Origin of the sequence: Nonomuraea endophytica (assembly GCF_014203235.1) — a bacterium.
Classification (GTDB): domain Bacteria; phylum Actinomycetota; class Actinomycetes; order Streptosporangiales; family Streptosporangiaceae; genus Nonomuraea; species Nonomuraea endophytica.
Window position 1 is genome coordinate 315,276 of sequence record NZ_JACHIN010000014.1, and the last position, 20,394, is coordinate 335,669.

Consider the following 20,394-nt stretch of genomic DNA (forward strand, 5'->3'; position numbering starts at 1 on the left):
TCTTCCACAGGGCTGTTCATGACCTCTCCCCCAACTGCTTGGCGAGGGCGGCAAGCCCCCGGGCGATCGTGGATCGAGCGGTGCCGCCGCTGATCCCCATGGTCTCGGCGATCTCCGGATCGGAGAGGTCGAGGTAGTAGCGCAGCGTCAGCGCCTCACGCTGTCTGCGGGGCAGGCGCTGGAGCGCGAGCAGCACCTCACGGCGCTCCTCACCGACCAGCGCCGCGCTCTCCGCCGACCAGACCGGCGGATCGTACGGCAGGGCGCGCCGGAACACCGTGGCCCTCCGCCGCAGCACCGACCGGCACCCGTTGAGCACCGCCGAACGCACGTAGGCCAGCGCCTTGTCAGGATCTCGCAGCCTGTCCCGGCTGGCATGGGTACGCGTGAACGCCTCCTGAACCACGTCCTCGGCGCTGGCCCGATCACCGAGCATGAGCAGGGCCAGCCGGACCAGGCCCAGCTGATGCTCGGCGAAGATGGCCGCGACGTCGACATGCTGCCGCGTCAGGGGTTCACCATGGGTGAGCAGTTCGACTTCCACATCACAGAGACGCATGTGGGGCCCGTCTGCTGCTTCGGTCACCGCGATATCTTCTCGCCCCGCCAAAGCCTCCCGCGCCGACCACGAACTGCCGGTGACACCCCACGGCGGGCCCAGGCAGCCGGTGACACTCTGCGGCATCCGCGAGCTGTCCGAACCCCGGCGACCCAGGCTGTCCCTAGCACCTGCCGGCCACCGCCACCCGTCCCTGACACCTCCCAGCGTCCGCAGCCTGTCCCTGATGCCTCCCGGCGCCCGCAGCCTGTCCCTGATACCTCCCGGCGTCCTGATACCTCCCGGCGTCCGCGGGCCGACCGTGACACCCCAGGCGGCCACGGGCAGTCTGTGACACCGCAGGTCTTCAGCGGCACAGGGCTTGCGCGCCACCTGGATGGTCATGCCGACTCCACAGCCACCTGTCTGGTGCACGCAGGCCGTGACGGTGCTCGCCACGTCCGACGTGAGAAGCGACCCCCACGACACGCCCGCCAACATCGGCGGGTGGCGTGGGGGCGGCTTGCCGTAACAAAAACCAGAAACGAAAAAGAGAGAACGGCCCGCAGCAAGCTGCGGCCGGGAACAAAGACAGCGGTCAGCCGCGCAAGGACAGCATCAGGGCCTCCACCGCGATCTGCGGATTGACGTTGGCGTCCAGCCGCTCCCGGCACACCATGATCGCCTCGATCCGCCGCAACGTCTCCTCAGGTGTACCCCCCCGAGCCACCTGATCCAGGTCGAACCGCAGATCGTCGTTGGCCAACTCCACCCCAGCCCCGAACTGCATGGCCAGCACATCCCGATAAAACGACACCAGCTCCAGCAAAGCCGAGTCCAGCGAGTCCCGCTTGATCCGTGTGGCCCGCGACTTCTGCCGGTCCTCCAGCTCCTTCAACGCCCCCGCGCCCCCACGCACCAGCCCGCGGTTGAGACCTTTCCCGGTCGACCCCTCGCCATACAACTTGCGCAGTTCGGACGTCTCAGTCTCATTGAGCGCCGCAGTGGCCGCCGCGGCCTCCTCCTCGGCCGTCTTGACCAGGCGCTCTGCAGCGGTGATGCACTCCCCCACCCCCGTCAGCGACCGGGGGATCGCCAGCACCGCCTCCCGCCGCGACCGCGCCCCCTCGTCCAGCGCCAGCGACCGCGCCCGGCTGATGTGCCCCTGCGCCGCCCGCGCCGCGAACTGCGCCATCGGCGCCGGCACGCTGTCACGCGTCGCCAGCACGTGCGCGACCGCCTCCGTGCCCGGCGTGGTCAGCGTGATCACCCGGCAGCGCGACCTGATGGTGATCATCATGTCGTCCGGCGCGGGCGAGCACAGCAGCCACACGGTACGCGGCGGCGGCTCCTCGATGGCCTTCAGCACCGCGTTCTGGGCCGATTCCGTGGCCCGGTCGGCGTCCTCGAAGAGGATCACCCGCCACCGCCCCTGCGTCGGCGCGCCCGCGGCCCGCAGGATGAGTTCACGGGTCAGCTTCACGCCATAGGACAGCCCTTGGGGACGGACCGATTCGAGGTCGGGATGCGACCCGATCATCACCTGATGGCACTGGTCGCAGTGGCCGCATCCGCCGTCCGGACAGAGCAGCGCGGCGGCGAAGGCTCGCGCGGCCTCCTCACGCCCGGAGCCCGGCGGGCCGGTGAACAACCACGCGTGCGTCATGCCCGCGCCCCGCCCGCCGCCGACGACCTCGCGCGCGGCAGCGGCGGCACGCGAGAGTACGGCTACCGCCTGGCCCTGGCCGACAAGGTCATCGAAGACGCCCACAGAGCAAGGTTAGTCGCGGATGGCCGGCATCGTGCCCGTGATGTCTTCGGACGCCTCCGGCACCGGATCAGGCAGGATCTCCCGCACCCGGTCCTGGATCGAACGGGTGATCTCCTCGGGCCTCAGCGTGCCGTCGACGACCAGGTAGCGCTCGGGCGCGGCCGAGGCCAGCGCGCGGAACTCCTTGCGCACCCGCTCGTGGAACTCCAGCGGCTCCGACTCGATCCGGTCGGCCGCCCCGCCCAGCCGGGTCAGCCCGATCTCCGGCGGCGTGTCGATCAGCACGGTCAGGTGCGGCACCAGCCCGCCGGTCGCCCAGGCGTTGACCTTGGACACGTCGGCCGGGTCGAGCTCCCGCCCGGCGCCCTGGTAGGCCAGCGACGAGTCGACGTAGCGGTCGGTGACCACCACGGCGCCCCGCTCCAACGCCGGACGGATCACCTTCTCGACGTGCTCGGCCCGGTCGGCGGCGTAGAGCAGGGCCTCGGAGCGCGCCGACAGCCCGCGCTCGGCCGCGTCGAGCAGGATGGCCCGCAGCCGCATGCCGACCTTGGTGGATCCGGGCTCGCGGGTCTGGACGACGTCGTAGCCCTGGTCGCGCAGCCAGATCGCGACGAGCCGGGACTGCGTCGTCTTGCCGGAGCCCTCCCCGCCCTCGAAGGCGAGGAACAGCCCGGGGGTCTCCTCGTCGAACCCCGGCGCGTAATGGTCACCGCGCACCGCCGCGACCAGGTCCTCCGACAGCCGGACGCCCTTCCTGTCGTCCAGGTGACGGAAGCTCAGGACCCCGACCACCGTGACGAGCACGCCACCGACGACCAGCACCAGGTTGACGCCGTCGAAGTCGTAGTCGTATCCGGCGAAGGCCAGCTCGTGCACCCCGAACACCGCCGCCAGCGCGCCGCCCACCAGGACCACCAGCAGCAGCGTCAACCGCGCCGCCGCCCGCAGGAACGGCAGGACGCGCCCGCGCAGCGAGTCTTCGGCCTCCAGCTCGATCAGCGTGTAGCCGATGATCCACGAGATGCCCGCGCACGCGCCCAGCAGCCCGGTCAGCATGACCACGATCACCAGGTTGTGGATGAGCGCGATCGCCACCAGCGCCACGCCCGCGACCACGATCGACAGCCCGAACAGCCGCCGCCGCGACAGCCCGGCCAGCAGCCTCGGCCCGAAGAACATGCCGAGCGCGATACCGGCGAAGACCGCGAAGAACACCATGCCGTAGGCCGCGTCGCCGCCTGCGAGCTGGCTGACGTACAGCTTGGCCAGGACCGCCACGGCGCCGCCGGCGGCGAACGCGCCGAGCATCCCGATGATCAGCCCGCGGACCAGCCGGTTGCCGCCGACCGACCGGCGGCCCTCGACGATCTGCTTGAGCACCGACGGCGTCGGGATCGCCCCGGTACGCCGGGGGATGTCGCGGAGCGTGAAGATGAGCACCGCCGACACGAGGTAGGCGACGGCGGCGACGATCAGCGCCGGCCCGGCCGTCTCCGTCGCGGGCGAGAACGGGGTCACCGCGCGCAGCAGGCCGGCGGCGACCGACAGCACGGCGAACAGCAGGGCCGCCAGCGGCGCGGTGCCGTAGGTCGCGAGCAGGTCGAGCCGGTTGGCCGGCTCCAGCCGCTCCCTGGGCACCAGGTCGGCCACCGTCGCGTCCTTGGCCGGCGTCCAGAGCAGGGTGACGCACTCCACGAGGACCATCGTGACGATCAGCCACTGGTAGCCGCCCACGAACACCGCCGACAGCACCACCGCGAACCTCGCGAGGCCGGTCGCCGCCATGATCATCCGGCGGTCGAAACGGCCGGCGAGCGCGCCCGCCAGCGGTCCGAGCAGGATCGCCGGCAGGATCTTGGCGACGAAGACGCCGCCGATGGCCAGCGCCTGCACGCGCGGGTCGCCCTGGTAGAGGTTTCCCGCGACGGCGGTCAACGCCAGGATGGTCAGCCAGTCACCCAGGCTGCACGCCGACATGGCCGTCCACAGCTTGCGGAATGGGGCGTGAGCCAGCACATGTGCTGGTCTGGGTCGGCCAGGGGCGGTCATAGTGTCAGCGTATCCAGGTGCTCGCCGGGCGTGGGAGGTCACGAGACGTGCCGGAAAAGCCCGGCTGCTCGCGCCTGAGGGTATTACGTCCTGGGGCCCCTGTGCAGGGCACAGACCCCGAATGGGCCCCCATCGCTATGCCGTCCGGCACTCGCGCACCAGGGGCGTCCAGGCGGCTCTGACCGCCTCGGGCAGATCCAGCTCTCCCCAGAGCTCCACCAGCAACACTCCGTCGACATAGCGCAGCAGGTCAGCGGGGCTTCCCTCGCGTAGCACGGCGGAGTAGACCGCGCCGCGGTCGGCTCTGTCGGCCAGGTCGCGCCGCCGGCCCGCCGGATAGTCGACCGTGGCCAGCGCCCGCTCGGCCGGCAACCGTGGCAGGCGGTCGGGCACGTGGAAGGAGCCCTCGTGCTCGGTGAACTCGATCTTCGGCTCCAGCGCCAGGTGGAAGCCGGCCGCGTCGAGGATGCGGCCCGCGGTCTCCAGCGTCGGCGACTTGCGGCCGTGCTCGTAGGCGGACAGCGTCGTACGCGACGTGCCGCTCAGGTCGGCCAGCACGGTCTGGTTCATGCTGGCGGCCTGTCTGGCCCGTTTGAGCAGCAACCCGCCGCGCTCGGCCCAGAATCTGACGTCAGGCGTACGCAACCGCCCACCTCCTCGGTATCCGGTTGGATACTACGCCGGGTGGGCCGGGCCCGTCAGGGGAATCGGGAAGTCAGCTCAGCTCCAGCAGTGTGATCTCCGGCGGCGCGCCCACACGCACCGGCGGCCCCCAGAAACCCGCGCCCCGGGTGACGTAAACCTGCACGCCGTCGACCGTCGCCAGCCCCGACACCACCGGCTGCTGGAACGGCACCACCAGGTTGAACGGCACCATCTGCCCGCCGTGCGTGTGCCCGGACAACTGCAGGTCAACGCCATAATCCTTGGCCCGGTCCACCTGCACCGGCTGATGGGCGAGCAGCACGGTGGGCCGCGCCGCGTCCCGCCCGCCGAGCGCCTTGTCGAAGTCGGGGCCGTCGTTCATGGTCGCGCCGTTGATGTCGTTGACCCCGGCCAGGTCGAGCACCGCGCCCTGATGACGGATCTCCACCCGCTCGTTGCGCAGCGACCGCACGCCCAGCCCGTCGAGTTCCTTGATCCACTCGTTCGGCCCGTTGGCCGTGTAGTACTCGTGGTTACCGGTCACGAAATAAGCGCCATATCGGGATTCTAGGCTCCGGAACGGCTTCGCCAGCGCCCCCAGCTCCGCCACCGTCCCGTCCACCAGGTCGCCCACGATCGCGACCACGTCGGGCTCGAGCTCGTTGATCATCCGGACGATGCGCTCGGTGTGCCCGATCCCGGTCAGCGGCCCCAGGTGGATGTCGCTGACCACCGCGAACCTCAACCCGCCCAGCCGGGGATCCAGCTTCGGCAGCGTGACCTTGACCGCCTCGATCACCGGCGGCCCCAGGGCGGTACGCATGCCGTACCCCACCGTGCCCATGGCCGCGACGCCCGCGACCAGCGCGGTGCCGCGCCCGATGAACAGGCGTCTGCTCACGTCCTCGCCGCCGGACGGCGGCGGCGGTTCGGCGGGCTCCGTCGCGGGCGGCGCCCCGCCCGCGACCAATACCGGCTCTTTCACCTCATGTACGGCAGGCCGCCGCCACAACCGGCTCAGCACGGCCCGCGGGATCTCCAGCACCACCAGGAAGACCACGAGGTAGAACATCATGGCGAACCAGATGTAGCCAGGCCAGGCCAGCCACCACAGCCCCGCCTCCACCCGGGTGCCGATGAAGGTCGCCACCACGAGCAGGACCAGGCCGACCATGACCCAGGTGAGGGCCCGGCGCGACCGGCCGGGCGCGGTGGTCGAACGGACCAGCCTGCGCCACAGGTAGTAGTGCACGGCCAGAACGACCACGATCATCATGACGGCGAATCCCACGCGGTCATGCTACGAGGCGGCGCCGACAACGCGCGCGGCGCCGCCTGAGAGCCTTCTCAGGACTTGGCGGCCGGCTTCTTCGCCGGAGCCTTCTTGGCCGGAGCCTTCCTGGTCGTGGTCGTCTTCTTCTTCGGCGCGGGCGCCCGCTCACGCCGCTCGGCCAGCAGTTCGGCCGCCCGCTCCGTGGTGATCTCCTCCACGCTGTCGTCCTTGCGCAGGGAGGCGTTGGTCTCGCCGTCGGTGACATAGGGGCCGAAACGCCCTTCCTTCACCACGATCTGCTTCTTGGACTGCGGGTCCTCGCCCAGCTCACGCAGCGGCGCCGCGGCCGCGGCGCGGCCCCTGCCACGCTGCTTGGGCTGCGCGAACAGCTCCTTGGCCTGCTCGATCGTGACCGTGAACAGGTCGTCCTCGGCGGCCAGCGAGCGCGAGTCCGTGCCCTTCTTCAGGTAGGGACCGAACTTGCCGTTGTGCGCGACGACCGGCTCGCCCTCCAGCTCACCCACGAGCCGCGGGATCTCCAGCAGCCTGAGCGCCTCCTCGAACGTGATCGTGTCCAGCGACATCGTCTTGAACAACGAACTCGTCCGCGGCTTCGCGGCATCCGCCTTCTTCGTCCGCTTCTTGGGCGTCTCGTCCTCGGCCGGAGCGGACAGGACCTCCGTGACATACGGGCCGAACCGCCCGTCCTTGGCCACGATCATGTTGCCCGTCGCCGGGTCTTGCCCGAGCTCACGGTCGCCGGTCGGCCGCGAGAACAGTTCCTCGGCCTTCTCAGCGGTCAGCTCGTCCGGCGTCATGTCCTCGGGGACGTTGACCCGCGAGCCCTCCCTGTCCAGGTACGGGCCGTATCGACCGACCCGCAGGACGATGTCGCTGTCCCGGATCGCGAAGGAGCTGATCTCCTTGGCGTCGATCTCGCCGAGATCGGTGACCATCTCCTTCAGGCCCTCGTCGCCGTCGCCGCCGTAGTAGAAGCGCTGCAGCTCGGGCACCCGCTCGGCGCGGTCATTGGCGATGTCGTCGAGGACCTTCTCCATCTCGGCCGTGAAGTCGTAGTCGACCAGGTTGCCGAAATGCTGCTCCAGCAGGTTGACCACGGCGAACGCCAGGAACGACGGGATCAGCGCCGTGCCCTTCTTGAACACGTAGCCGCGGTCGAGGATCGTCCCGATGATCGAGGAGTACGTCGAAGGACGCCCGATCTCCCGATCCTCCAGCTCCTTGATCAGCGTCGCTTCCGTATAACGGGCGGGCGGCTTGGTCGCGTGCGCGGCCACGTCGAGCCTGCTCAGGTCCAGCGCGTCGCCCTCCGCCAGGTTCGGCAGGCGCTTCTCGGAGTCGTCGCGGTCGGTCGACGGATCGTCCGCGCCCTCGACGTAGGCCTTGAGGAAGCCGTGGAAGGTGATCGTGCGGCCGGAGGCGCTGAACTCGACCTCTTCACCAGCCGACGACGCGCCCGCCACCTTCACCGTGACCGACTCGCCGACCGCGTCCTTCATCTGCGAGGAGATGGTCCGCTGCCAGATCAGCTCGTAAAGGCGGAACTTGTCGCCACTCAGCCCGGTCTCACCAGGAGTGCGGAACTCCTCACCCGACGGGCGGATCGCCTCGTGCGCCTCCTGCGCGTTCTTCACCTTGCTGGCGTATACCCGCGGCTTGTCGGGCACGTAGGCGGCGCCGTACAGCTTGATGGCCTGAGAGCGCGCGGCGGCGATGGCCGTCTCCGACAGCGTGATGCTGTCGGTACGCATATAGGTGATGTAGCCCTCTTCGTACAGGCGCTGCGCGACCTGCATCGTGTGCTTCGAGGTGAAGCCCAGCTTGCGGCTGGCCTCCTGCTGCAACGTGGTCGTCCTGAAGGGCGCATAAGGCTTGCGCGTGTACGGCTTGCGCTCGACCGACTTGACCCGGAACGACGAGGCGCGCAGGCGCCCGGCCAGCTCACCGGCGGCCGCCTCGGACAGGTGGAGCACGCCGGCCGTCTTCAGCTGGCCGGTGGAGGCGAAGTCACGGCCCTGCGCGACCCGCTTCCCGTCGACCGTCGACAGCGTGGCGGTGAAGTCACGCGGCCGCTCCTCGGCCTTGCCGGTGTCGAAAAGGGCAGAAAGGTCCCAGTAGTTGGCGACGGTGAACGCCATCCGGTCCCGCTCGCGCTCCACGACCAGCCGGGTCGCGACCGACTGCACGCGGCCCGCGGACAGGCGCGGCTTGACCTTCTTCCACAGGACCGGGCTGACCTCGTAGCCGTAGAGGCGGTCGAGGATGCGGCGCGTCTCCTGGGCGTCGACCAGGCGCAGGTTGAGGGTGCGCGGGTTCGCGACGGCTTCCTGGATCGCCTGCTTGGTGATCTCGTGGAAGACCATGCGGTGCACCGGCACCTTCGGCTTCAGCACCTCCTGCAGGTGCCACGCGATGGCCTCGCCCTCGCGGTCCTCGTCAGTGGCGAGGTAGAGCTCGTCGGCGTCCTTCAGGAGCTGCCGGAGTTTGGTGACCTGGGCACGTTTGTCGGCGTTGACGACATACAGCGGCTCGAACTCGTGCTCCACGTTCACGCCGAGCCGAGCCCACGACTCCCCCTTGTACTTCTCGGGGATGTCGTCGGCCCGCTCCGGCAGGTCACGGATGTGGCCGATGCTGGACTCGACGACGTAGCCACGCCCCAGGTACTTCTCAATCGTCTTCGCCTTGGCGGGCGACTCGACGATCACCAGGCGTGTTCCGCCGGCGCCGTTGTTGGCTGGCACGCTGCTTCCTACCTCGCTGTTCGTTCGCGCTTCCCCCTGCCGGAGTCCGGCACAGATCTGCAAGGTAACCCGGATTGCGGGTTTTTTCCTTCCCCCGGGCTACCCACTAGCTTTCGGGTCCACCCACAAGGACGCAGAATAAGGCCCACCGAGCAGCCTCGCGCCCTGACTCACCCTGGAGACTAATCGTTGTGCCCGACTACTCCTACATGGATATCTTCATTCCACGCGACACCTCCCGCGAAGCAGCACGTCAACTGCTGACAGAACACGCTGAGTACGGCCAGTGGGAGCTGTCTCTCGTGCGCGTGTATCCCGATGGAAGCCGTCGGGTACGGCTGCGCCGCAAGATCATCCGAGTTCGCCGCACCCTCTAATTTGTTTGACCGCTTCTGGACATGGCTTTGCCCGTCCCGGGGCCGCGCCCCCCAGAACGGGCAAAGCGTCTCACGCTACTTACTCACTGGCTGTGAGCGAGAGCCGTACCTGGACTACTTCCTGCCGAGCCGCAGCCGGCGGGTGGTCGCGAACAGCGTCGTGGACGCGGCGAACATCGCACCCAGCACCAGCGCGAACAACGAGGTCGAGTTCATCCCCGTGACCCCCGCGGGCTGGGCGGCGCTCATCAGGCCCAGGTCGCCGACGGGCAGCGTGCCCGCGGTCGAGGCTACGGCGCCGCCGACCGGAGTCGCGGAGGCCAGCCCGCCCACCGGGCCGAGTGCCGACAGCGGGTTGCCGGAAGCGGTGTGGTTCTTGGTCTTGACCGGCAGGTGGTTCTTGCCCTGCGTGGCAGGGGTGGCCGGCTGGCCGGGCAGACCGGGCAGGCCGGGAAGCGCGGGCAGGCCCAGGGTCTGGGTCACGTCGCCCACGACGGGCAGCGGGGGCAGACCGCCGGAGCGCATCTGCTGGGTCACGTTCCCGGCGTCCTTCAGGCTGGCCAGAGCCGGAAGGGGCAGTGCGGGCAGCAGGCCGCTGCTCTTGGCGACGCTTCCCGAACGGGGGCGCGCGTAGTGGTCGTAGCCGTGGCCCTCTTCGACCGGCTTGCCGACGTGCGAACCACCGAGGCACCCGGCGGCGGCGTCACCCAGGACGGCCACCGCGTTGCCGCAGACGTTGACAGGAGCGGTGATCGGCGCGATCACCTGGTTGCCGGCGAGCACGCCCGACTGGCCGGAGGTGGTGTTGCCACCGCCGCCGATGCCGTTGTGCGGGTTGACGCTGGCGCCGCCCTTGCAGTGGGCCTCGGCCAGGCCGAGCGCGGCCACCGCGTTGCCACAGGCGTTGATCGGAGCGGTGATCGGGGCCACGACCTGGTTGCCCGAGCCGACACCCGACTTGCCAGAGGTGGTGTTGCCGCCGGCGCCCTTGCCGCCGTTCTTCACCGACACGCCGCCGCGGCACCCGGCGAAGGCCTCGCCGAACGCGGCCACGGCGTTGCCGCAGACGTTGATCGGAGCGGTGATCGGCGCGATCACCTGGTTGCCGGACAGAACCCCGGAACGCCCGGAGGTCGTGTTGCCGCCCGCCCCGCTGCCCGCGGCGGTGTTCTCGACGGTGCTGCCGCCCTTGCAGCCAGCCGGCGCGTTGCCGACCGCGTTGCCGCAGGCCGTGATGGGCAGGCTGACCGGCGCGACGACCTGGTTGCCGCTGCCGGCGCCGAAACGCCCGTCGGTGTCGTTGCCGCTGGAACCCCTGCCGTGGGCGGAGTGGTACCCGTGACCGGGCTTGCCACCGCCGTTGGTGACCGACGAGCCGCCCTTGCAACCGGCGAACGCCTGGCCGAAGACGGCGATCGCGTTGCCGCAGATGTTGATCGGGCCGCTGATGGGCGCGATCACCTGGTTGCCGCCGAGCGCGGAACTCCGGCCCGACGTGGTGTTGCCGCCGGCGCCGACGCCGGTGTTCTTGACGGACGAGCCGCCCTTGCAGCCCGCGGTCGCGTCGCCGAAGATCGCCAGCGCGTTGCCGCAGGCGTTGACCGGCGCGCTGATCGGCGCGGTGACCTGGTTGCCGCCGAGAAGGCTGCTGTCACCCGAGGTCTTGTTGCCGCCGGCGCCGCCCTTGCCGGAGTTCTTGACGGTCGCGCCGCCCTTGCAGCCCGCGTCGGAGCTGCCGAACAGCGAGACCGCGTTGCCACAGGCGTTGACCGGCGCGCTGATGGGCGCGTTGACCTGGTTGCCGCCCAGCACGCTGCTGTTGCCGGACGTCTTGCCGGGGATGCCGCCCTTGGCGGTGTTCTCGACCGAGGCGCCGCCCTGTGAGGTGGCGCTGGACTGACCGGCCGCGCCGACGGCGTTGCCGCTGATGTCGATCGGCAGGGAGACGGGCAGGTTGACCTGGTTTCCGCCGCCAACCGATGAGTTGCCCGAGGTGTCGGCGACAGCCGTACCGCCGCCGAAGGACATGACCGCTACGGCGAGCAGAGCCGCCGGGGCCGATGCCTTTGCCCACGTACGCATGATGAATGCTCCTAGTGGTTCTTGGGGGGATTACCTGACAGTTCGCGGGCAGCCCGAGACCGTGCGCGCCCTCTGGATGGGGCACCGCTCAGCGAAGATCACGGGGCATGCGAACCTGTGACTGATTGACTGACTGACTGACTGGCTCGCTCGCTCGCGGAGGGGCTTCAGAGATTCGCCCACGCTCCGCCGCCGGGCCTTAGACCAGGGCCGGCCGATGACGCCTTAGATCAGTCAGGTGAGAAAGAAGGGTCGTCCGCCGCTGTACGGACGACGGGGGGCAGCACGCACGCCAGGGGGGCGCGCTGTGCCAGGAGCCGCGGGTCGAACACCGACCTCGCGACGTCCCCCATACTCGGCCCGAAGGGGCCACTGCCACCGCCATTGGGGGCCAGCCCATTGGCGCCCAGGTTTTTGGACGCGGTGGATGGATCGGGCATGCCCGGGGTCGACTGGCTGGTCAGCCCGTCGACCTTCAGGCCTGCCATCGCCTCGGCATTGTCCGTGACCGAGACGGCGTCGCCCGCCGTGGGGAAATCGCCCGATACGGGCCCGGCGGCGACCGTGGCGTGAGAGGTGTCGGCCGCCGCGGGAGCGGCGGTGAGCATCCCGAAGAGAAGAGCGAGCAGCCAGCCGGCGGCCACCAGGGCCCCAACCGCGACTGCCCGGGCGATGACCTGACCGGCGCCGGCCGCGAACCGCGCCATCCGGTCCTGCCGATCAGTGATCGCGCCCTCCGTGGGAACGGCCACGCGCACACGCCGCGCAACGAGGGACATCGCCCTCAGCTGCTGCACCGGCGTGCGTGCCACGTGACCTCCCAAGCTCCAGAACCGACCCCACCATGTGAGGCCGGTCCATGGACTCACCCCTCAACGGTCCGTAACCGTAGCAGCACCCAACGTTGTCGCAAGGGCTTTTCAGCAGAGATCCAGGAAGAGGTCAAGAACCACCGCCCCAAACCATCCCCTACCCGCTGATTGGGCACGCTTTTCTCTGGCCGGCCGGGGTTCCCCATGCTCTTCGTTGGGCCGGCGGCGAAACCAGGTATGACGCACCCCCCAGAGTTTGCTAACCTTTCTCTCGCCGACGCGGGATGACGGTCCCGCGTGCAGGCACCAAGTCCGGGTGGCGGAATAGGCAGACGCGCTAGCTTGAGGTGCTAGTGCCCTTTGCGGGGCATGGGGGTTCAAGTCCCCCCTCGGACACGTACCCTTCACCGATGTGATCCTGGTCGCTCTTGGATGCGACCAGGATCTTTCGCTTTCCGGGGTGGTAAGTCAGCTCCGCGTAGACCTTGGCCTCGCCGACGGGTTCGGCTCGCCCTAGGACGTCTGCCAGACTTCCCAGCTCACGTACCTTTCCGGCCAGCGCGTCGCGGTCGAGGCTGGCCGAGCTGGCGGATGGAAGTCGGTGGCGACAGTGTTCCAGGGCCGTGCGGCGGGACTGCTCCTCACGCATTCATCCCGCCACGCTCGCGGCGCACGCCGCCTCCTCCCGTGATCGGTTGGTGGCGTAGAGGTCCCGATCGTGCTCCTCGGCATCCGCGATGGCATTCCTGAATGCCCCTCCGGAGCACCCTCATTGCGCAGTAATTTGGTTTCACGACAAGGAGGATTTCGTGCCCGGCATGGCTCGTGAACGAGTGGCCGAGCTGCTCGATGCATCGGCGGAACCCATCGCGTCCAGCGTCTGTCGAAAGCTTCCCAAAACCGAGCTGTTGGTGGCGGTCGCTGGAGTCGGCCCGCTGCGGTTTCCCGTCTCCGATGAGCAAGCCGCCCAGTTGCGCGGGCTCGGTCACCGTGCCCGGTTCGGGCGGGGCGAGCAGACCCTGACCGATCCGGAGGTGCGCGACACCTGGGAGATTCCCAAGGAGCTGGTGCGCGTCGAGTGGACGGAGTCGTTCGCGGCAGTCCTCGACGGGATGCGCCAGGAACTGGGGTTGCCGCCGCACTGCAAGCTCACGCCGGAGCTGCACTCCATGCTCCTGTACGAGACCGGGCAGTTCTTCGTCGCGCACCAGGACTCCGAGAAGGACGATGCCATGGTCGCGACCTTGGTGGTGGCGCTGCCGTCCGCGCACACCGGTGGCGAGCTCGTCGTCGAGCATCAGGGCCAGTCCAGGAAATATCGTGGGCTGAAGACCTCGGCATCGCTGGTGGCTTTCTACGCGGACTGCCGTCACCAGGTTCTTCCCGTCACAACGGGCAACCGTGTCACCCTCACCTACAACCTCCTCCTGGCAGGAGACACCCAGGCTGCGATGGCCGAGAGTCCGCTGGTCAACAAGCTCGCGACCAGTCTTCTCGCTCACTTCGCCACCCCGGTCGTCCTGCCGTACAGCACTCGCAAGGGGAACCCGCCGACGCGGCTGGCGTACCTCCTCGACCATGAATACACAGCCCGCGGGCTGAGCTGGTCCCGGTTGAAGGGCGCCGACGCCACGCGAGGCGCCCTCCTGCGGGCCGCAGCGGAGCAGGCGGATTGCGAGATCACTCTGGCCCTTGCGGAGATCCAGGAGACTTGGGGCGCCTACGATCCTGACGAGGATGAGGATGAGTGGTACGGCGAGTATGAGGACGAGGACCCCGGTGACGAGGGCTCGGGCAGCGCGGACGACCGGGATTACGTCCTTCAGGATCTGATCGAGACGTCCACCACCCTCGCCCACTGGATCGGCCCGGAAACAGGGCGGCTCGAGGACATTGCGCTGGACATCAGCGACGCCGAGGTGGCCTCGACGACCCCGACGGCCGATATGACGCCCTACACCTCGGAGTACGAGGGATACATGGGCAACTACGGCAACACCCTGGACCGCTGGTACCGGCGGGCGGCGCTGGTCATCTGGCCACGGGGCCAGGGCTTCGCCAGCCGGGCCGAAGCGTCTCCGGGGTGGGCGCTGGACGAGCTCACGGCGATGGCCCGCGCCGGAATGAACGCGCAGGCCCGTGAAGCGGCGCGGTCGCTGGAGTCCTTCTGGCACGCCGCGGGACGTTACCCCGCCCAGGCCGAACTTCTCGGCAAGGCACTGGAAACTGCCAGGGAGCTTGACGACGCGCAGCTCGCCGTCATGCTCCTGCGGCCGTTCGCGTTGGAGCGGCTGGCCCCCGGGCACGGCCCAGCGTTCGCCGGCCTGGCGGCGCACTACGGCGGCACCTGGATCGACGGCCTGCTGCACGACTGGTCCGAGGGTTGGCGACCCGCCTCCTACGGTCTCGTCCAGGCGCCGCTGGAGTGGCTCGAGAACCTCCCCCGGCTGTGTGCCGCGCTCTCGGTGGAGGGGAGCCCGTCCACCGCGGCCGCCCGCCGTATCGTCGATCTGTCGTGGACGATGCTCGCGGGCCAGATCGGTCCTGCGCTCGACGGGCCGCTCACCTCCCGACAGGAAGCATGGCTTACCACTTTGGGCGCGCCCTGCTCCGGGATCATCGCGGCCGCGGCCCAACTCGGATCAACAAACGTGCTGGATGACGCCCACAACCTCGCGCGGACAGCCGGCCATCGGGCACACGCACTGGCGATGGCCACGTTGCGCGCCGCCGGGTCGCACCGGGCGGGCTTCGGCGAGCTGGCGATCAGCTCTGCCGAACAGATCCGGGCAGCACTGGCACAGCCGCAACGGGCGCCGGGCGACTGGTCGATCGCACTGCCCACCGGATGCGCGTGCGAGCTTTGCGAAGTGCTCGGCACGTTTCTCCGGCATCCTGAACGACGTGCTCTCGACTGGCCGCTCGCCAAGGACAGGCGCAGGCATGTCCACGCCCGGATAGATGACGCCGAACTGCCGGTCCGTCACGAGACCAGACGGCAAGGCCGCCCGTACACCCTGGTGCTGACCAAGACAGAAGCCCTCTTCGAACGCGAGAGTCTCGCCCGCGAGCGCCACCAAGTGGATCTGGCCTGGCTGACCAATGAGTGGAAGGTCTCCACCTGATCCGTCAGGGACGGCGGCAAGCCATGTGCGTCCGGTGGCGCCAGGCCTCGGACACAGACCCGTACCCCATATAGGCCGGAGCGGCTGCGTCGCACCAGCGCAGTGCCCCCGTCACCCTGGCCGGAAAGACCATGTCGGGGGTGACCGGGGGCCGGGTGGGCACGGTGGGTGCGGCTATTGGGTCTGTTCGTCACCGAAGACCGCCTTGACCAGCTGCTGCTTCACCTTCTCGAAGGCCCCGGACATGGCGACCAGGTCGAGTTCGGCTTCGCCGGTGGTCACCGAGGCGGTCATGGTCTTGCTGCCGTCGGGGGTGCTGTACATGATCGCCGCCCAGCCCCAGAAGCCGCCGTTGTGGTGGAGGAGGGTGACGCCGTCCTCGGTGGTTTCCACGAACACCCCCAGGCCGTACCCGATCGTGGGGTCGGGCTTGCGCATCTCGGCCAGGAGCGGGGCGGGCACGAGCTTGCCGGAGTTCAGGGCGGAGAAGAACGTGTGGAGATCCTTGGTGGTCGAGATCATGTCACCGGCGGCGGAGATCCAGGAGGGGTTGAAGCGGGTGGTGTCGGCCGTCTTCCACTCCTCGCCGTCCTGGTAGCGGTAGTAGCCGTGGGCGTGCGGCTCGGGGATGTCGGGTGAGGCCTCCGGCACCACTGTGCCTGACAGGGCGAGCGGGCTCAGGATGCGCGCCTCCATCTCCTCCGGGAACGTGCGGCCGGTGACCTTTTCGACCAGGAGTCTGGCCAGCACGTAGTTGGTGTTGGAGTAGCTCCAGCCGGTTCCCGGCTCGAACCGCGCCGGCTTGGACAGCGCCAGCCGTACCAGTTCCTCTGGCTTGTAGGTGTGGGACTGGTTGTCGGTCACCCACTCCTTGCCCAGGCCGGGGATTCCCGGTGCGAACGTGCCGTCGGGGTAGTACTCGCCGGTGAAGTTGAACACGCCGCTGGTGTGTTGCAGCAGCATGCGGACGGTGATGCGGCGGTCCAGCTCGTACTCGGGCAGGTGGTCGTCGACCGGGGTGTCCAGGGTGATCCGGCCTTCGGCCACCAGTTGCAGGACCAGGGTCGCGGTGAAGGTCTTGGTGGTGCTGCCGATCCGGAACAGTCCGTCGGTCGCCGGTTTGTCGGGCCGGCCGAGTTCGCGCGCTCCGGCGCTGCCGACCCATTCGCCTTGCTCGTCGTTCACGCGCAGTTGCACTCCGGTGGCCAGGCCGGAGTCGACGAACTCCTGGATGGCCTTCTGCAGTTCCGGGCGAGTCTCGTGGGTGGTGGTCATCGTGGTGCTCCTTTTGATCTGGTACGTCGGGTGAGGTGTGTTGTCAGGCGGCGTCGAGGGCCTCGGTGATCTTGCGGGTCATGTCGGCGACGGTGGGGCTGGGCTGAGCCTGGTGGGCACGGGCGGCCGCCTCGATGGCGACGATCACGGTGTCGCGGAAGTTGCCGGCCTCGGCCGGGTCCTGCTGCTTGAGCCGGCTGACGGCTTCGGTCAGGGCGGGCAGCACGCGGTCGGCCAGTTCGGCGACCGTCTTGCCGTACAGGTTGATGTCCTTGCTCTTCGCGGCGAGGACGTGCCCGATCAGGCCAGTCGCGGTGGACAGGGCGACGGAGCCGTGGGTGGCGGCCTTGTGGGGCGAGCCGGCGACATCGGCGACGGAGATCAGCGAGACGGCGCCGTAGGCGGCGGTGCGCAGGGTGGCCTTGTCCTGGTCGGTGAGGGTGACAGACATGGTGTGCTCCTTTGGATCTTTTGGGAGTTGCGGTCTTGCGGTGCTCCAAAGCATCGCCATGTGCCCTGATACCGGGTGGTCACCGTGCTGACGCGGCCGCTGACATGAAATCGCCGACTCGTCGGTGAGGGAGCCCCTTTGGCGCTCACGCGCGCCTCTTGCGGGTGTTTGTGCTGGTCATGGGGCTGCTTGGGGGCCTACACGGGTGATTTGGTGATCGACTTCCGGGTGAAAACCGGGTGACATTTCATGTCTCTTCCCGGAATGTTGTGCGGGGGCGATGAGTTTTGTCGGTGGTGCCGGTCAGTCTTTGCATGACCACAACTTCTTGTGAGACCCAAGGCTGGGATGCCAGCCGTGACCACGTCATATCCGACAATCCAGATCGAGGTTCCGTGTCCAGTCCTCAGCTCGACTCACCCGCCAAGCCAACGACCGGCGTCGCCGCAGGTCGTACTCCGGCCGTGATCCGGCTGCTGGTGCTCGCCACGTTCGTGGTCATTCTCAATGAGACGATCATGATCAATGCGATCCCGCAGCTCATGGAAGCTCTGCACATCACTGAGCAGACCGCCCAATGGCTCTCGACCGCCTTTATGTTGACCATGGCCGCTGTCATCCCGATCACCGGATGGTTCCTGCAGCGCGTGTCCACGCGCAGTGCGTACACCACCGCGATGGGTTTGTTCCTGCTGGGCACCGCGTTGGCCGCCGCAGCGCCGACGTTCGAGGTGCTGCTGGGCGCCCGGATCGTCCAGGCGTCCGGCACGGCTGTGATGATGCCGCTGCTGATGACCACGCTGATGCAGGTCGTGCCCCCGTCTGACCGCGGCCGGGTGATGGGGAATCTCTCCCTCGCCATCTCGGTCGCGCCTGCCATGGGGCCGGCGGTGTCGGGTCTGATTCTTCAGTTCGGGACGTGGCGGATGTTGTTCATCGTCGTGCTTCCCATCGCCGGGCTGATCACTTGGGGCGGACTCAAGCAGCTCAAGAACGTCGGGGAGCCGAAGTTCAGCACGATCGACTGGCTGAGCGTGGTGACCGCCGCCGCCGGTTTCGGCGGGTTCGTCTACGGGCTCAGCAGGTTCGAGAGCGGCTCGCCGGGGATGGCCGCCGCGATCGTGGGCGTCGGACTGCTCCTGATCGGTGCCTTCGTTCTTCGTCAGATGTCGCTGCAGAAGCGCGGTGTGCCGCTGATGGACCTGCGCACGCTGCGCCACCGCACGTACACCGTCGCGCTGATTCTGATGTCGGTCGCCTTCATGTCGATGCTCGGCTCGATGATCCTGCTGCCGCTGTATCTGCAGACCATCCGCGGGCTCAGCCCGCTGGAGACCGGGCTTCTGGTGATGCCCGGTGGTCTCGCGATGGGCTTGCTCGGTCCGACTGTCGGGCGGCTGTTCGACAAGTTCGGTGGACGGGTGCTGGTCATTCCTGGCTCTATCGGGATCATGCTGGCGCTGGTCGGGTTCACTCAGGTCACCATGACCATGCCGTTCTGGCAGATTCTCGGACTGCATGCTCTGCTCATGGTGAGCCTGGCGGCTCTGTTCACTCCGGTGTTCACCCTCGGGCTCGGCGCGGTTCCCTCGCATCTGTACTCTCACGGCAGCTCGATCCTGAGCACGCTGCAGCAGGTCTCCGCGGCCATCGGCACCGCGCTCGTGATCACCGTGATGAGCGCGCGGGCCGATTCGCTGAAGGCCGAGGGAGTCATCGGGACCGTCGCGCTCCTCGACGGCATGCGACTGGCCTTCATCATCGGCGCGGTGCTGTCCGTGGCCGTGGTCATCGCCGCCCTGATCCTTCCCGCCCGATCGGACAACCCCGTCGAGCACTGACAACCACACTCCGGTGAGGGTCCGCCTGTGCGTGGCGGGCCCTCACTCGCGTCTCAAGGCTTATGTCGTACGCGTCCGTAGTCGGCCAGGGCGTGAAAGGCGGATTTGGGTTCCCATGGGAGTCCTGGGTAGGCGGTGCCCATGCCGCCGTGCTCCAGGATCTTGACGACGCCGAAGGCGGCGGTGTCGAAGTCGCGCTCAGGGCTGTCGGAGTGGGGCAGGTGCCGGTTGGCGAACGTGTTGACGAACGCCGCGTCCACCCCCGCTTCCTCGTAAATGGCGAGGAGTTCCCGCACGTACTGCGTCTGTTCGTCCTCGTCTCTGGTGACCTGGGTGTGCAGGCGCGGCCGGGCGTGCTCGTCGTACTTGACGATGGAGTCGCCGCGGCCGCCCAGCGCGGCGGCTCCTCGGTGGGTGGCGCAGCCGAACTCGGTGACGGCGAACGGCTTGCCCTGCGCGACCTGCGCCCGCAGGCCCTCCAGCCAGGCGGGTGGCGTGGTCGCGTCGCGGTATCCGGCGTCGGTGGCGATGACGTCGAACGGTGTCCAGTCGACCCCTTCAAAAGGGAGCGAGGCGTAGCCGACCTGACCGCCGAAACGTTCGCGCACTCCGGCCACGGCCTCCTTGAAGAAGGCGTTGATCGCGCTGTGCAGGGCGGGGAGGGCGGCGCGCATGCGCTCGGGGTCGCTCAACAGGCCCAGACGCTCCTCCAGGGTGTCGCCAGGCAGGAAGCCGCTGGTGAACAGGCTGATCTCGGACCCGGTGAGCAGGACGACGCGCGCTCCTGCCCGGCGCAGGCGTTCGGCTCGTTCGGCGGCGTCCAGGAGGAACGCCATCAGCTCTTCCTGGGTCAAGCCGTTGGTGAACGGCGAATACCAGATCTCCAGGCCCGCTTCCGTGGCGTGCCGGGCGGCGGTTTCCAGGCGGTCCTGGACGCCTCCGGTGATGCGTACGGCGTCGCAGCCCAGGTCGTCGCGGATGATCCGCATTTCCCGGCGGACTATGCCGGGGTCGAAGGGCTCGTGGGTGGTGGATCCGGCGGAGGTGAAGCCGGTGTCGTAGGTGATTCCGTAGGCGCGCATCAGAAGTCCATCTCCCCGCCACTCGGAACGGCCGTGGTTTTCTCCGGCTTCTCGGCGATGACGGCCTCGGTGGTCAGGAACAGCGCCGCGATGGAGGCGGCGTTCTGCAGCGCCGAGCGGGTGACCTTGGCCGGGTCGAGGATGCCCGCGTCGAACATGTTGACGTACTCGCCGGTCGCCGCGTTGAGACCCTCACCCGGGGTGAGGTTGCGCACGCGCTCGACCACGACGCCGCCTTCGAGACCGGCGTTGACCGCGATCTGCTTCAGCGGCTCCTCCAGCGCCTTCTTCACGATCGCCGCACC

At 68.7% G+C, this 20,394-nt stretch carries 15 protein-coding genes and 1 tRNA gene; 4 read left to right on the forward strand and 12 right to left on the reverse strand.

From position 1 onward, the window contains the following. Positions 1-16: 16 nt before the first annotated feature. The 6 genes from HNR40_RS41375 to topA form a co-directional block, all read right to left on the reverse strand. A complete protein-coding gene (locus HNR40_RS41375; protein WP_184971449.1) occupies positions 17-559 on the reverse strand; it encodes a SigE family RNA polymerase sigma factor in 543 nt (180 codons plus the stop codon). A 577-nt stretch (positions 560-1,136) separates the two neighbouring features. Next, positions 1,137-2,309 carry a DNA polymerase III subunit delta' gene (locus HNR40_RS41380; RefSeq protein ID WP_184971451.1) on the reverse strand — a complete coding sequence of 391 codons (1,173 nt, stop codon included), beginning with the start codon at positions 2,307-2,309 and terminating at the stop codon, positions 1,137-1,139. A gap of 9 nt (positions 2,310-2,318) precedes the next feature. Next, positions 2,319-4,328, reverse strand: coding sequence for a dTMP kinase (gene tmk, locus HNR40_RS41385; protein ID WP_312896709.1), 2,010 nt, complete (start codon positions 4,326-4,328; stop codon positions 2,319-2,321). A 168-nt stretch (positions 4,329-4,496) separates the two neighbouring features. Further along, the gene (locus HNR40_RS41390; RefSeq protein WP_221341444.1) at positions 4,497-5,006 is read right to left on the reverse strand and encodes a helix-turn-helix transcriptional regulator; all 510 of its coding nucleotides are present in this window, start codon (positions 5,004-5,006) and stop codon (positions 4,497-4,499) included. Between the two features lie 70 nt (positions 5,007-5,076). Continuing rightward, complete coding sequence (locus HNR40_RS41395; RefSeq protein ID WP_312896710.1) at positions 5,077-6,297, reverse strand: metallophosphoesterase; 1,221 nt, start codon at positions 6,295-6,297, stop codon at positions 5,077-5,079. A 56-nt stretch (positions 6,298-6,353) separates the two neighbouring features. Next, positions 6,354-9,044: a type I DNA topoisomerase gene (gene topA, locus HNR40_RS41400; protein WP_184971454.1), complete on the reverse strand. Its 2,691-nt coding sequence runs from the start codon at positions 9,042-9,044 to the stop codon at positions 6,354-6,356. A 191-nt stretch (positions 9,045-9,235) separates the two neighbouring features. Here topA and HNR40_RS41405 point away from each other — a divergent pair, with 191 nt between their 5' ends. Further along, positions 9,236-9,421 carry a DUF5703 family protein gene (locus HNR40_RS41405; RefSeq protein WP_184971456.1) on the forward strand — a complete coding sequence of 62 codons (186 nt, stop codon included), beginning with the start codon at positions 9,236-9,238 and terminating at the stop codon, positions 9,419-9,421. A 114-nt stretch (positions 9,422-9,535) separates the two neighbouring features. On the opposite strand, the gene HNR40_RS41410 is transcribed toward HNR40_RS41405, so the two are convergent. Together HNR40_RS41410 and HNR40_RS41415 are read right to left on the reverse strand one after the other, a co-directional pair. Continuing rightward, entirely contained in the window at positions 9,536-11,503 is a 1,968-nt protein-coding gene (locus tag HNR40_RS41410; protein WP_184971457.1) for a chaplin family protein, read from the reverse strand. Between the two features lie 230 nt (positions 11,504-11,733). After that, entirely contained in the window at positions 11,734-12,315 is a 582-nt protein-coding gene (locus HNR40_RS41415; protein ID WP_312896711.1) for a hypothetical protein, read from the reverse strand. 310 nt (positions 12,316-12,625) lie between these two features. Between HNR40_RS41415 and HNR40_RS41420 the strand changes: the two genes are divergently transcribed. Both HNR40_RS41420 and HNR40_RS41425 read left to right on the forward strand, forming a co-directional pair. Then, positions 12,626-12,711: transfer RNA gene (locus tag HNR40_RS41420), tRNA-Leu, on the forward strand. A 422-nt stretch (positions 12,712-13,133) separates the two neighbouring features. Then, positions 13,134-15,440, forward strand: coding sequence for a 2OG-Fe(II) oxygenase (locus HNR40_RS41425; protein ID WP_246510200.1), 2,307 nt, complete (start codon positions 13,134-13,136; stop codon positions 15,438-15,440). Positions 15,441-15,614: 174 nt separating this feature from the next. On the opposite strand, the gene HNR40_RS41430 is transcribed toward HNR40_RS41425, so the two are convergent. Next, the gene (locus HNR40_RS41430; protein ID WP_184971461.1) at positions 15,615-16,715 is read right to left on the reverse strand and encodes a serine hydrolase domain-containing protein; all 1,101 of its coding nucleotides are present in this window, start codon (positions 16,713-16,715) and stop codon (positions 15,615-15,617) included. 43 nt (positions 16,716-16,758) lie between these two features. Continuing rightward, the gene (locus HNR40_RS41435) at positions 16,759-17,166 is read right to left on the reverse strand and encodes a hypothetical protein (protein ID WP_184971463.1); all 408 of its coding nucleotides are present in this window, start codon (positions 17,164-17,166) and stop codon (positions 16,759-16,761) included. A 464-nt stretch (positions 17,167-17,630) separates the two neighbouring features. Here HNR40_RS41435 and HNR40_RS41440 point away from each other — a divergent pair, with 464 nt between their 5' ends. Next, complete coding sequence (locus tag HNR40_RS41440; RefSeq protein WP_312896712.1) at positions 17,631-19,007, forward strand: MDR family MFS transporter; 1,377 nt, start codon at positions 17,631-17,633, stop codon at positions 19,005-19,007. Positions 19,008-19,060: 53 nt separating this feature from the next. Here HNR40_RS41440 and HNR40_RS41445 read toward each other — a convergent pair whose 3' ends face one another. Together HNR40_RS41445 and HNR40_RS41450 are read right to left on the reverse strand one after the other, a co-directional pair. Then, positions 19,061-20,089 (reverse strand): glycoside hydrolase family 113 protein, encoded by a 1,029-nt coding sequence (locus HNR40_RS41445; protein WP_184971467.1) that lies wholly within the window; start codon positions 20,087-20,089, stop codon positions 19,061-19,063. Then, on the reverse strand, positions 20,089-20,394 hold a 306-nt coding region (locus HNR40_RS41450; RefSeq protein WP_281395767.1), incomplete at its 5' end, for a TCP-1/cpn60 chaperonin family protein. The genes HNR40_RS41450 and HNR40_RS41445, both read right to left, overlap by 1 nt.